Origin of the sequence: Streptomyces sp. NPDC048643 (genome assembly GCF_040650615.1) — a bacterium.
Classification (GTDB): Bacteria; Actinomycetota; Actinomycetes; order Streptomycetales; family Streptomycetaceae; genus Streptomyces.
On the sequence record NZ_JBEZHO010000061.1, the window covers coordinates 17,747 to 30,250 of the forward strand.

Genomic DNA, 12,504 nt, shown 5'->3' on the forward strand with positions numbered 1-12,504 from the left:
TCCTCAGCAGGCGCAGAGGCAGAACGGGTGCCCGGCGGGGTCCGCGTACACACGGAACGAGCGGGACCGGTCCTCGGTGTCGAGCGGCCGGGCACCGAGCGCCAGCACGCCCTTCTCCGCGACGTCCAGGTCCTCGACGGCCAGGTCCAGGTGGAACTGCTGCGACCCGTCGAGCCCGGGCCACCGCGGCGGTACGTACCCGGGCGCGGCCTGGAACGCCAGCCTGCGGCCGCCGGGCAGGTCGAGGTCGACCCAGTCGCCCTCGCCCCGGACCGTGCCGCCGAGCACCTCGGCGTAGAACCCGGCCAGCGCGCGCGGGTCGGGACAGTCCAGGACGACGACGTCGAGCGTGGCGAGAGCCATGACTTCCTCCGTGAGAGTACGGGCTGTTACTGGTACATCGACTCAAGAGGTAACGGTTACCTCATGGTCCCGCACAGGAGGTAACGTCGCAAGCATGAACGACCGAGCGCCCGCACCCGGCGGCCTCGCCCTGGTCCAGTCCCTGGTGAACACCCTGGACCGCGCATCGGGCGCCGATTCCCTGGACACCGCGGAAGGTCTCGCCCGTCTCGGCCTCACGCCGGACGAGGTGCCCGGCGCACGCGAACTGCGCGAGTCGCTGCGGGCGGTGTGCCTGGCCCACGCGGGACACCCGGCCCACGCCGTGGTCACCCCGCTCGGAGAACTCCTCGCCCGGGCCCCGCTGCGGGTGACCGTCGACGAGCACGACGGCGGCGCGCGCCTGGCCCCCGCGGAGAACCCCGGCCCCTTCGTCGACCCGAACTCCCCGGACTCCCCGGGCTCTTCGGCCCCCCGGGTGCCCCTGCCCGCCCGGATCGCCGTCGCGGTCGCCGAGTCGCTCGTCGAGGGCACCTGGCCGCGCCTGAAGGCCTGCGAGGCCCCGGACTGCCACTGGGCCTACTACGACCGCTCACCGGCCGGACGCGGCCGCTGGTGCTCGATGTCGGTGTGCGGGGCGCGCGCCAAGATGCGCCGCTACCGCGCCAAGTAGCCCCGGGGCAGGGCCCGGAGGGGAGTCGGGCGACCGCCGTCCATCGCACGGCCAAGTGGTGCAGAATGCAACGGACGCCGGTCCGGCCGACTGAGCCTCGGCCGGACCGGCGTCGCCTCGACACCCTCAGGCGGTGGGCCGCCCCATCGCCCGGTACGTCCAGCCGGCCCGGCGCCACACCTCGGGGTCCAGCGCGTTCCGTCCGTCCAGCAGCACCCGGGACGTGACCGTCTCGCCCAGCACCGCCGGGTCCAGCTCGCGGAACTCGCGCCACTCCGTCAGATGCAGGACCACATCGGCACCCCGCACGGCCTGCACCGCGGTGTCGGCGTACCCCAGCGTCGGGAAGAGCCGGCGCGCGTTCGCCATGCCCTTCGGGTCGTAGACGGTGACCTGGCCGCCCTGGAGGTGGATCTGTCCGGCGACGTTCAGCGCCGGGGAGTCGCGCACGTCGTCCGAGTCCGGCTTGAAGGTCGCGCCGAGCACGGCGACCCGCTTGCCGAGGAACGAACCGCCGCCGAGCGCCTCACGCGCCATCTCCACCATCTGACCGCGGCGCCGCATGTTGATGGTGTCGACCTCGCGCAGGAACGTCAGCGCCTGGTCGGCACCCAGCTCACCGGCGCGCGCCATGAACGCGCGGATGTCCTTGGGCAGACAGCCGCCGCCGAAGCCGATCCCGGCCCGCAGGAACTTCTTCCCGATCCGCTCGTCGTGTCCTATGGCCTCGGCCAGCTTGGCCACGTCACCGTCGGCGGCCTCGCACACCTCGGCCATCGCGTTGATGAACGAGATCTTCGTGGCGAGGAAGGAGTTCGCGGACGTCTTCACCAGCTCGGCGGTCGGGAAGTCGGTCACCACGAACGGCGACCCCTCGGCGACCGGCGTGACATAGACCTCGCGCAGCAGCTTCTCGGCCCGCTCGCTGCGCACACCGACCACGATCCGGTCGGGGTGCAGGGTGTCGTTCACCGCGAAGCCCTCGCGCAGGAACTCGGGGTTCCAGGCCAGCTCGGCGTCCTCCCCGGCGGGCGCCAGCTCCGTGAGCCGCTCCGCCAGCCGGGCCGCCGAGCCCACCGGCACGGTGGACTTGCCGACGACGAGGGCCGGGCCGTGCAGGTGCGGCGCGAGCGACTCGAAGGCGGAGTCGACGTACGACATGTCGCAGGCGTACTCGCCGTGCTTCTGCGGGGTGTTCACGCAGACGAAGTGGATGTCACCGAAGGCCCCGGCCTCGGCCCAGTCCATGGTGAAGCGGAGCCGGCCCGTGGAGCCCTCGATCCCGGCCACGTGCTTGCGCAGCAGCTCCTCCAGACCGGGTTCGTACATCGGGACCTCGCCCCGCTGGAGCATCTCGATCTTCTCCGGCACCACGTCGAGCCCGAGCACCTCGAAGCCGAGCTCGGCCATGGCCGCGGCGTGTGTGGCGCCGAGGTAGCCGGTGCCGATCACGGTGATCTTGAGGGCCATGGGTGCTCCTGGGGTGTGCGGCGTCGGTGCGCGCCCGAGCATAGTCGGGGCTTGGGGGAGCGCTTTCACGGGCAGTTTCCCCCTTGTCGCCAAGCTCACGTATCCCTCGCGTGGGCGGGCCCCTAAAATTTGGGTTACTTAACAGTAGTTAGCGTCGCTGTCACAGCATTCCTTGGAGCGTGAGAGACCTTGGCCGGATCGGCTGATTTCGACCTGTACCGCCCGTCCGAGGAGCACGACATGCTCCGGGACGCGATCCGTTCGCTGGCCGAGGCGAAGATCGCGCCGTTCGCCGCGGCCGTGGACGAGGAGGCCCGCTTCCCGCAGGAGGCGCTGGACGCCCTCGTCGCCAACGACCTGCACGCGGTGCACGTCCCCGAGGAGTACGGCGGCGCGGGCGCCGACGCCCTCGCCACGGTCATCGTGATCGAGGAGGTGGCCCGCGTCTGCGCGTCCTCCTCGCTGATCCCCGCCGTGAACAAGCTGGGCTCGCTGCCGGTGATCCTCTCCGGCTCCGAGGACCTGAAGAAGAAGTACCTGGGCCCGCTCGCCAAGGGCGACGGCATGTTCTCGTACTGCCTCTCCGAGCCGGACGCCGGTTCGGACGCGGCCGGTATGAAGACGAAGGCCGTCCGCGACGGCGACTTCTGGGTCCTCAACGGCGTCAAGCGCTGGATCACCAACGCGGGCGTCTCCGAGTACTACACGGTGATGGCCGTCACCGACCCGACCAAGCGCTCCAAGGGCATCTCCGCCTTCGTGGTCGAGAAGTCCGACGAGGGCGTCTCCTTCGGTGCCCCGGAGCGCAAGCTCGGCATCAAGGGCAGCCCGACCCGCGAGGTCTACCTCGACAACGTGCGCATCCCGGCCGACCGCATGATCGGCGAGGAGGGCACCGGCTTCGCGACCGCGATGAAGACGCTGGACCACACCCGCATCACCATCGCGGCCCAGGCCCTCGGCATCGCCCAGGGCGCCCTCGACTACGCCAAGGGCTACGTCCAGGAGCGCAAGCAGTTCGGCAAGCCGATCGCCGACTTCCAGGGCATCCAGTTCATGCTCGCCGACATGGCCATGAAGATCGAGGCCGCCCGTCAGCTCACGTACGCGGCGGCCGCCAAGTCGGAGCGTGGCGACAAGGACCTCACCTTCCAGGGCGCCGCGGCCAAGTGCTTCGCCTCGGACGTCGCCATGGAGGTCACCACGGACGCCGTCCAGCTCCTCGGCGGCTACGGCTACACCCGTGACTACCCGGTCGAGCGCATGATGCGCGACGCGAAGATCACGCAGATCTACGAGGGCACGAACCAGGTCCAGCGCATCGTGATGGCGCGCAACCTGCCGTAGTACTCACGCGGCGACCGGCGACGGCCGACCGACACGAAAGGTGGGAGGCACCCCCGAGGGTGCCTCCCACCTTTCGTCGTCCGGTGTCATCCGCATCCGGTCCGGCGCGGCGTCAGTTGCCGCTGACGGTCACCTTCTCGTCGTTCTTCAGCTGGCTCACCAGCTCCTTCATCTTCGTCCTGTCCCACACGAGGTTGCCGCCCGTGGAGCCGGAGATCGGCATGTTCATCGACTTGCCGTCGCCGCCCGTGACGCCCTTCATGGCCCAGAACATGTCGGCCAGGTCCCACAGGCCCATGTCCTTGTCGACGACGAGGCTGTCCAGGCCGGCACCCATGGTCGGGTAGAGCTTGAACGGGTTCAGCACCGTCGACGGGGTCGCCACCTGATGGGCCAGGGCCGCCAGGAACTTCTGCTGGTTCTTCGTGCGCTCCAGGTCGGAGGCGGCGAAGGCGTGCCGGGTCCGGACGAACGCCAGGGCCTGCTCGCCGTTCAGCGTCTGCTTGCCCGCCTTGAAGTCGGCGCCCGAGTACTTGTCCTTGAAGCCCTTGTCGAGGTTCATCTCGACACCGCCGACCGCGTCGACGATGCTCGCGAAGCCGCCGAAGCCGATCTCCACGTAGTGGTCGATGCGCAGCCCGGTGTTGAACTCGACCGTGCGGACGAGCAGTTCGGGGCCGTCCTCGGCGTAGGCCGCGTTCAGCTTCACGTGCCGGCCGGTGCCCTGGTACGTCTTGCCGGAGTCGGAGCCCTTGAACGTGGGGATCTCGACGTCGGAGTCACGCGGCAGCGAGACCAGCGTCGACCCGTTGCTCCCGGTGTGCAGGATCATCATCGAGTCGGTGCGCTTGCCCGCGGCCGAGCCGGTGTGCAGCTTCTTCTTGTCCTCCGCGGACATGCCGGCACGGCTGTCGGAACCGACGATCAGGTAGTTCGTGCCCTCGCCGCCCTCCGGCCGGTCGATGACCTTGGAGAGATCCACGTCACGGTGCAGCTTGGAGTCGGCCCAGAAGTACGTGCCGACGGAGACCACGACCAGCAGCGTGACCAGCGTGATCGCGGTCCACTTGATCCGGCGCCGCCAGTTCGGTGCCTGACGCGGACGGCCGGGGCCACCACCGCCGGGCCCCTGCGGACCGCCGGGGCCGCCCGGCGTGCCGTACACGTGCCCCGTGTTGTAGCCGGAGTCGTACCCGTCGTCGTAGCCGGAGTCGTGGCCCTGCCCGTCGACGTACGACGGCTGCCGGGGCACCCCGCCGCCGTACGGCGGCGCGTCCGGGCCCGGAGCGGGTGCCGACGGTCCACGGCGGACCTGGCGCATGACGCGGGCACCCTCAGGCTGCGAGCCTGCGCTGCCGCGTCCGTAGCGGTTGCCGCCGTTGCCGCGGCTGTCGTCGGGCCAATCGTTCATGCCGACCAGTGTGCAGGGCTCCACCATGTCTCTTACAAGAGAGCCGGGAGATCTGGGTCACGCCTGTTGCAGAGCTGATGCAAAACGACCGTGTGTGCCCCCGGCATAAGGTGGACGTCATGACAGACCTGGCCCCCAACCCGGAATCCGATATTCCGGGCAAGCCGACCTCCGCGTCCCGGACCACCCTGAGCCACATCATGACCCACAACGACACCAACCTGCTGGGCACGGTGCACGGTGGCGTGATCATGAAGCTCGTCGACGACGCGGCGGGCGCGGTGGCCGGGCGGCACTCCGGCGGGCCGGCCGTCACCGCCTCGATGGACGAGATGGCCTTCCTCGAACCGGTCCGCGTGGGCGACCTCGTCCATGTGAAGGCGCAGGTCAACTGGACGGGCCGGACCTCGATGGAGGTCGGCGTCCGGGTCCTCGCGGAGCGCTGGAACGAGTCGACGCCCGCCCAGCAGGTCGGCTCGGCCTACCTGGTCTTCGCCGCCGTCGACGCCGACGGCAAGCCGCGCCGGGTCCCCCAGGTCCTCCCCGAGACCGAGCGCGACGAGCGCCGCTACCAGGAGGCCCAGATCCGCCGCACCCACCGCCTGGCCCGCCGCCGCGCGATCATGGAGCTGCGCGAGAAGCGCGCGGCGGAGGGTCTCGACACCCTCTGACACCCCGTGACGGGTGCCGCCGGCCTCAGGCCGGGCGACGGGCCCGCCGCCCGGCCCTCCGCCCGCTCGTCACGGACACACCACCGTCACGGGCACACCACCTGGTCGCCCGTCACCGCGCCGAACTCGCCCTGGCCCGGGTCGTCCGCGCGGACCCGCGTGACCTTCTCGAAGTCCGAGCCGGCGATCACCTTCAGCAGCGGGCCCTGTCCGGGGACCGCGCGCAGTTCGGAGCCGGGCAGCGCCGTCGAGAGCGACTTCGCCGAGCGGTCCCAGCGCGGGTCGTACGCGACGACGGTGCGCTGCATGGTCCGGTCCTGGGCGGTGGTGGGCTGGTGCGTCGTGCGGAATCCGGTGGCGGCCAGCGCGCTGTCGACCTGCTTGCCGAGCCCCGAGGTGGCGGTCCCGTTCTCCACCTGGACGCGGATCTGCTGCGGGGCCACGTCGACCCGGACGGCCTGCTGCCGCGGGGCCTTGTGCTCGGTGAGCGGCTTGTCCTCGCGCAGCGCCTCGAAGAGCTTCGTCGACTTCGCCGGGTCCCACTTCAGGGTCGAACCGATGCCCTTGACGACGTACCCCATCTGTCCGATCGGCACGGTCGTGAACTCCGAGGAGGACGGCGAGAAGTTCCGCATCGCCCGGCCGAGGTCCAGCAGCTCGTCCGTCCCGAAGCCCTTGTCGGCCCGCACCGAGCCCAGCACGGCCCGTGTCACGTCGCGGAACTTCATCGGGTTCAGCAGCACCCCGGACGAGGTGGCCTGGTCGACGAGGGCCGCCAGGAAGCGCTGCTGGCGCTGCATCCGGCCGAGGTCGGAGGAGCCGTCCGCGTGCCGGGACCGGACGAACTGCAACGCCTCGCCGCCGCCCAGCACGTGCGAGCCCGGCGCCAGGTCGAGGCCGGTGTAGCTGTCCTTCAGGGGCTGCACGGTGCAGACCTTCACACCGCCGAGGACGTCCACCGTCTTCATGAAGCTGGTGAAGTCGACCTCCAGATAGTGGTCGATCTTCACGTGGGTCATGTTCTCGACGGTCCGCACGGTCAGGGTCGGGCCGCCCTCCGCGTACGCCGCGTTCAGCTTGATGGGGTGCGGCTCGTGCCGCTTGCCCGTGACGGCGTCGGTGTGCGCGGGCGTCTCGGCGTACGAGTCGCGCGGCAGGCTGACGACGCTGGCGCGCTCCCGGTCCTCCGAGATGTGCACGATCATGATCGTGTCGGTGCAGTGGCAGGGCGCGCCGCCGAGCCGGTACTTCCGCCGCTCCGCCTCGGTGATCTTGTCCCGGCCGTCGGTGCCGACGAGGAGCACGTTCATGCCGTTCCCGGCCTCGGGCCGGTTCTTCATGTCCTTGAACGGGTCGACCCGGGCGATGTCCGCGTCCAGGCTGGTCACCACCGCGTGCCCGATGCCCGCCGAGGCGAGGACCACCACGGAGACGGTCGTCACCGCCCGCATGGCCCAGCGTGGCTTCTTGCGCCGTACGGGGCGCACGGGGCGCGTGGGGCGGCCGTCGGACCGGACGGCCGGTCGGCGTGCGGGGGACGACTGAGAGGGGCGCTGAGGGCGTGCGGGGGAGCGGGGCGGCGTGGGCAAGGGGGGACACCTCCGCGAGGCTGGACGGGGGAGGGACGCGTTCCGCGAGGCCGGGCGAGGCCGCGTACCGCTGGGCGTGGGGGATCCGTGTGAACGGTAGGCCCATACGATCTGCGGCCCGGTCCTCGGACCGGGCGGCGCGCGCCCGTGTCCCCCGTTCGCGGTAACGTGACGCTCGATGAGCGAGAAGTCTGACGTGCGGTCTCCCGCCGTTTCTGTGATCATGCCCGTCCTCAACGAGGAGCGGCATCTGCGCGGGGCCGTCCAAGCGATCCTGGCGCAGCGGTACGACGGCGAGATGGAGGTCGTGATCGCCATCGGTCCCTCGACGGACCGGACGGACGAGATCGCGGCCGAACTCGTCCGGGAGGACCCGAGGGTCCACACCGTGCCGAACCCGACCGGGCGCACGCCCGCGGCGCTGAACGCCGCGATCAAGGCGTCCCGGCATCCCGTCGTCGTCCGTGTCGACGGCCACGGCATCCTCTCCCCGAACTACATCGCCACCGCCGTACGGCTCCTGGAGGAGACCGGCGCGCAGAACGTCGGCGGCATCATGCACGCCGAGGGCGAGAACGACTGGGAGCACGCCGTCGCCGCGGCCATGACGTCGAAGATCGGTGTGGGCAACGCCGCCTTCCACACGGGCGGTGACGCCGCTCCGGCCGAGACCGTGTACCTCGGGGTGTTCCGGCGCGAGGCGCTGGAGCAACAGGGCGGGTACAACGAGGAGTTCATCCGCGCCCAGGACTGGGAGCTGAACTTCCGGATCCGGGAGGCGGGCGGCCTCATCTGGTTCTCGCCCGAACTGCGGGTGTCGTACCGGCCGCGGCCGAGCGTGAAGGCGCTGGCCAAGCAGTACAAGGACTACGGCCGCTGGCGGCACGTCGTCGCCCGGTACCACGAAGGCTCCATCAACCTGCGCTACCTCGCCCCGCCGACCGCGGTGTGCGCGATCGCCGCGGGCGTCGTCGTCGGAGCGGTGCTGACCCCGTGGGGTTTCGTCGTCCCCGCCGGCTATCTCGCGGCCATCGCGCTCGGTTCGCTGCCCGCGGGCAGGAAGCTGCCGGTGAAGGCCCGCCTCCAGATCCCCGTCGCCCTGGCGACGATGCACATGTCGTGGGGCTGGGGCTTCCTCACCAGCCCCAAGGCGCTGGCCCGGAAGGTCATCGCGTCCCGGCGTCCGGCGGTGCTCAGCGGCCCTGCCGAGCCCTCGACCGAGCCGTCCATCAGCTCCACCTGAGCTGTCCCGCACACGAGTCGGGCCCCTCTCGGAAACGAGAGGGGCCCGACTGCGTCGTGCGGTTCCCCGCGGAGGCCGTCGCCGTTCCTACCAGGTGTAGTCCGGGTTGACGTGCATGCAGGCGCCGGTGTCCGAGCCCTTGTCGAGCTTGGCCGAGGACGGCGTCGAGTCGTCGTCCTTCGGGGCCTTGTACTTCGTGCCGTCCCGCCAGTCCGCCCCGACGACCAGGGTGACCCCGGAGACGTCCGCGGACTTCTCCACGGCGGTCGACGGGACACCGAGGGCCTTGGCGACGCGCAGGGCGTCACCTTCCAGGTCGGCGCTCGGGTAGCGGATCAGGGTGGTGTCCTCGGCGGTCGCCGTCGTCTGGTCGGCGGTGGCCCGGGCGAAGCCCTTGCCGGTGAGCAGCGCGGTCACCGTGCTCGCCCGTCCGCCGACCGGCGCCAGCGTGTCGGTACGGGTGCCGTTCTGCACCCGCACCGCGATCTGGTCGTCCGCCGCGGCCGGATCCTTCGACGTCCGCTCCTTGGGCTTCTTCTTCCCGACGCCGTCCAGCGCGATGTCCTCGCGCAGCAGCCGCCAGACCTTGTCGGCGTCGGTCGGCTTGGGGAGCACCCGGTTGCCGTCGGAGGAGTACACCCACGGCATCGTGGTCATGTTGATGCGGTCCGTCGGGACCTTCTTCAGCTCTTTGCTGAGGTCGTAGAGCTTGGTCACCGAGCCGAGTCCGTCGTCGACGGTCAACGCGTCGGTGGCGGTCTCGGCGAGGTTCTTCAGCTTGCCCGGGTTGCTCAGCGTCGCGTTCTCCCGCAGCTGGCGCACCATCGAGTTCATGTACTGGTGCTGGGCCTTGGTGCGGCCTATGTCGCTGCCGTCCTCGAAGCCGTAGCGGGTGCGCAGCCACTCCAGGGCCTGTTTGCCCTGGACGGACGTGGTGCCCTTCTTGAGCTTCAGGCCGGAGCCGTGGCCGTTGGACGTGTGCGAGTAGATGTTGGCGTCCACGCACACCGGGACGCCTCCGATGGCGTCGGCCATCGACACCACTCCGGCGAAGTCGACCATGATGAAGTGGTCGATGTGGATGTCGGTCAGCTTCTCCCACGTGGCGACCGTGCACCCGGGGCCCCCGCGGCCCAGCGAGTCGTTCGTCATCGTGAGTGATGTGCTCGCGGCATACGTCTTGTCGGTGTGGGGGTCGGTGCACTCGGGGATCTGCAGCAGCGTGTCCCGGGGCATGCTCACGACCGACATGTTGGAGCGGTCCGCCGACAGGTGCAGCAGCATCTGGACGTCGGCGCGCGGCGCCGAGTTGAAGGTGTCCTTCGCGCCGCCGAGTTTCTGGTCCTCTTTGGAGTTACGGCCGTCGGAACCGATCAGAAGGATGTTCAGCGGCGTCTGGCCCGCGGCGTTCGGCTTCGGCGCCGGTGCCCGGTTCTTGTCGTCGCCGATGTTCAGGTCGTCCTTCTTGATGTTCCCGTTCAGATGCCGGTAGTAGAGATAGCCCGCGCCGGCGGTGCCGAGTATCAGCAGCGCCAGGACCATCGCCGACCAGCGGAGTATTCGGCGTCTGCGCCGGGGGCGGCCGCCGCCCCCGTGCCGTCGTCCGCCCCGGCCCCCGCCGCCGCGGTCCTGCTTGCGCGGTGCGGCCGACGAGTCGTCCTCGGCCCGCCCGGACGTGTCACCCCTGGCCGGCCCGTGCTCGGTGACGGCCGTACGAACGGGCTCGTCGCCCTCCTCGTACAGGTCCTCGTCCCAGCCCGATTCGCCGGCCCGCCGGACACGTGGTCGTGCACCCTCCCCACGCACACTGCTCTGCGCCATCTCCCCACCCCTCCCCACCCTGCGCCTGACAAACGGATCCGTCGTACGTCCGGCCGGACGCGTAGAACGTCCGGCCGGCCGGTCTCTCGCGCCCTGTAGGACGCTTCTCGGACCCGTTAGGTCATCACTTGGCGCACACCGTCTTGTCCGCCGTGGACTTGTCCACGTCAGGCGCCTTCGTCGAAGCCGTCAGCGGCACCCCGGCGCCCTTGAAGTCCTTGCCCAGGGTCAGCACGATCGCCGGCAGCCCCTGAGCGTTCTTCTCGCTCTTGCCCGGCTTCATCGCCGAAGCGGGCAGCCCCATGAGGTCCGCCAGCTTGCGTGCCTGGTCGGCCTGGTCGGGAGAGTACTCCAGGCTCGTCTTGTCGAGTGTTTCGTCGGCGTTTCCGAGCTGGCTGGACTTGAGCACGCCCTCAGTGTTCTGTAGCCAGTTGAGAGTTTCCTGTGCGGAGCCGGCCTCGGCGCCGCCGTTGTAGATGTCGACGCGGACGTCGGAGGCGGACGAGCGGGAGCCCTTGAGACGGGCGGCCACCTCGGCCTTCTCCTTCTTCGCCTTCTGCTTCACGGCGGTGAAGGAGACGTCGTTCTTGATGGCGTCGAAGACCGGCTGGGACGTCGTCGGGTTGACGATCACGGTCTTGTGGATCACGCCGTCGGCGGGGTTGTCGATCACCGGGACCGTCGTGAACGTGATGTTCTTCGGCGGTACCTTCTTCAGCTCCAGGGCCATGTCCTTGAGCGTGTCGACCTTGGCGATGCCGGTGTCCACGGTCAGGGCCTTGGTGGCCGCCTCGGCCAGCTTGATGAGCTTGGTGGGGCTGGTGAGGGTGTTGCTCGAACTCATCTTGCGCATCAGGGAGGCCATGAACTGTTGCTGCACCTTGATGCGGTCGAGGTCGCCCTGGTTGCCGAAGCTGTGCCGGGTGCGCACGAACGCGAGGGCCTGCTCGCCCTCGATGGTGTGCTTGCCGGCGGACAGCTTGAGGTGCGAGTCGGGGTCGTCGACGTCCTTCGCGAGACAGACCTCCACACCGCCCACCGCGCTGGTCAGGGTCTTCACCGCGTTGAAGTCGACCATCGCGAAGTGGTCCACCGAGATGCCGGTGACGGCCTTGACCGTGTCCATCGTGCAGCCGGGGTTGCGGTCCTCCTGCCCGAGGCTCGTGTTGAAGCGGACGTTCTGAGAAGGCCCGATGTTCTTCTCGGTGCCGTCGTCCAGCTTCGTCGTGCACTCGGGGATGTCGACGATGAGGTCGCGCGGGATGCTCATCGCGGTCGCGTTCGTCCGGTCCTTGGAGACGTGCAACAGGATGTTCGTGTCGGCGTGCCCGACGCTGTTCTTGTCGCCGTAGCCCTCGTTGCCCTTACCGGTCCGCTTGTCGGTACCGATGATGAGGATGTTGAAGGCCTCGTCCTTGCTGAAGCCGTCCTTGCCGGAGTCGCCGATGTCCGTCGCCTGGACGTTGCCCTCGAGGTGCTTGAGGTAGGCGTACGCGGCACCGGAGGCGGCGATCAGCACGAAGGCCATCGTGCCGCCGGTCCACAGCAGGACCTTCTTCGCCTTCGACTTCTTCTTCGGCTTGGTGCGTCCGCGCCGTCGCCCCGGCTCGGGCTCCGGCGGTTCGCCACGGCGTCGCCGCGGCCCGGGCACGTCGGTGCCCGGCGCCTCACGTTCCCGCCCCGGCGCCGCGCGATCCCGTCCCGGTTCGGTCCGGGTGCGTGCCTGCGAAGGGGGCGTACCCCTGCGCGGACGCGGCACTCCCGACTGCGCTCCGGAAGGGGTCAGTCGCAGCTCGTATTCGCCGGTGTTCGGGTTGAGCACCCACTGGTCTGCGGGATCGATGTTGTCCGCCCGCCCACGGCCTTGCGCGTCCACGGTTGTCTGAATCCTCCGTCGGGGCCACGCGGCGCCTTTCCCCCTCAAAAGGCGCTCGGGT

At 70.0% G+C, this 12,504-nt stretch carries 10 protein-coding genes; 4 read left to right on the top strand and 6 right to left on the bottom strand.

All coding sequences use genetic code 11. The annotated features are described in order from the left end of the window. Positions 1 to 3: 3 nt before the first annotated feature. Positions 4 to 363 carry a VOC family protein gene (locus tag AB0C62_RS37075; RefSeq protein WP_362980894.1) on the bottom strand — a complete coding sequence of 120 codons (360 nt, stop codon included), beginning with the start codon at positions 361 to 363 and terminating at the stop codon, positions 4 to 6. Positions 364 to 457: 94 nt separating this feature from the next. Between AB0C62_RS37075 and AB0C62_RS37080 the strand changes: the two genes are divergently transcribed. Then, a complete protein-coding gene (locus AB0C62_RS37080; protein WP_362980896.1) occupies positions 458 to 1,015 on the top strand; it encodes a CGNR zinc finger domain-containing protein in 558 nt (185 codons plus the stop codon). 126 nt (positions 1,016 to 1,141) lie between these two features. Here the strand turns inward: AB0C62_RS37080 and AB0C62_RS37085 are convergent, their stop codons facing one another. Further along, positions 1,142 to 2,485 (bottom strand): UDP-glucose/GDP-mannose dehydrogenase family protein, encoded by a 1,344-nt coding sequence (locus AB0C62_RS37085; RefSeq protein ID WP_362980898.1) that lies wholly within the window; start codon positions 2,483 to 2,485, stop codon positions 1,142 to 1,144. Positions 2,486 to 2,674: 189 nt separating this feature from the next. Between AB0C62_RS37085 and AB0C62_RS37090 the strand changes: the two genes are divergently transcribed. Beyond that, positions 2,675 to 3,832, top strand: a complete 1,158-nt coding sequence (locus AB0C62_RS37090) for an acyl-CoA dehydrogenase (protein WP_351427717.1) — start codon at positions 2,675 to 2,677, stop codon at positions 3,830 to 3,832. A 112-nt stretch (positions 3,833 to 3,944) separates the two neighbouring features. Here AB0C62_RS37090 and AB0C62_RS37095 read toward each other — a convergent pair whose 3' ends face one another. Then, the gene (locus tag AB0C62_RS37095) at positions 3,945 to 5,243 is read right to left on the bottom strand and encodes an LCP family protein (RefSeq protein ID WP_362980900.1); all 1,299 of its coding nucleotides are present in this window, start codon (positions 5,241 to 5,243) and stop codon (positions 3,945 to 3,947) included. Between the two features lie 119 nt (positions 5,244 to 5,362). Between AB0C62_RS37095 and AB0C62_RS37100 the strand changes: the two genes are divergently transcribed. Beyond that, entirely contained in the window at positions 5,363 to 5,914 is a 552-nt protein-coding gene (locus AB0C62_RS37100; protein WP_164373075.1) for an acyl-CoA thioesterase, read from the top strand. Positions 5,915 to 6,000: 86 nt separating this feature from the next. Here the strand turns inward: AB0C62_RS37100 and AB0C62_RS37105 are convergent, their stop codons facing one another. Beyond that, on the bottom strand, positions 6,001 to 7,503 hold the full coding sequence (locus tag AB0C62_RS37105; RefSeq protein ID WP_362980902.1) for an LCP family protein: 1,503 nt from the start codon (positions 7,501 to 7,503) through the stop codon (positions 6,001 to 6,003). Between the two features lie 178 nt (positions 7,504 to 7,681). Between AB0C62_RS37105 and AB0C62_RS37110 the strand changes: the two genes are divergently transcribed. After that, positions 7,682 to 8,746, top strand: coding sequence for a glycosyltransferase family 2 protein (locus AB0C62_RS37110; RefSeq protein WP_362980904.1), 1,065 nt, complete (start codon positions 7,682 to 7,684; stop codon positions 8,744 to 8,746). Between the two features lie 87 nt (positions 8,747 to 8,833). On the opposite strand, the gene AB0C62_RS37115 is transcribed toward AB0C62_RS37110, so the two are convergent. Beyond that, complete coding sequence (locus AB0C62_RS37115; RefSeq protein ID WP_362980906.1) at positions 8,834 to 10,567, bottom strand: LCP family protein; 1,734 nt, start codon at positions 10,565 to 10,567, stop codon at positions 8,834 to 8,836. Between the two features lie 124 nt (positions 10,568 to 10,691). Then, positions 10,692 to 12,443: an LCP family protein gene (locus AB0C62_RS37120; protein WP_362980908.1), complete on the bottom strand. Its 1,752-nt coding sequence runs from the start codon at positions 12,441 to 12,443 to the stop codon at positions 10,692 to 10,694. Between the last annotated feature and the right edge of the window lie 61 nt (positions 12,444 to 12,504).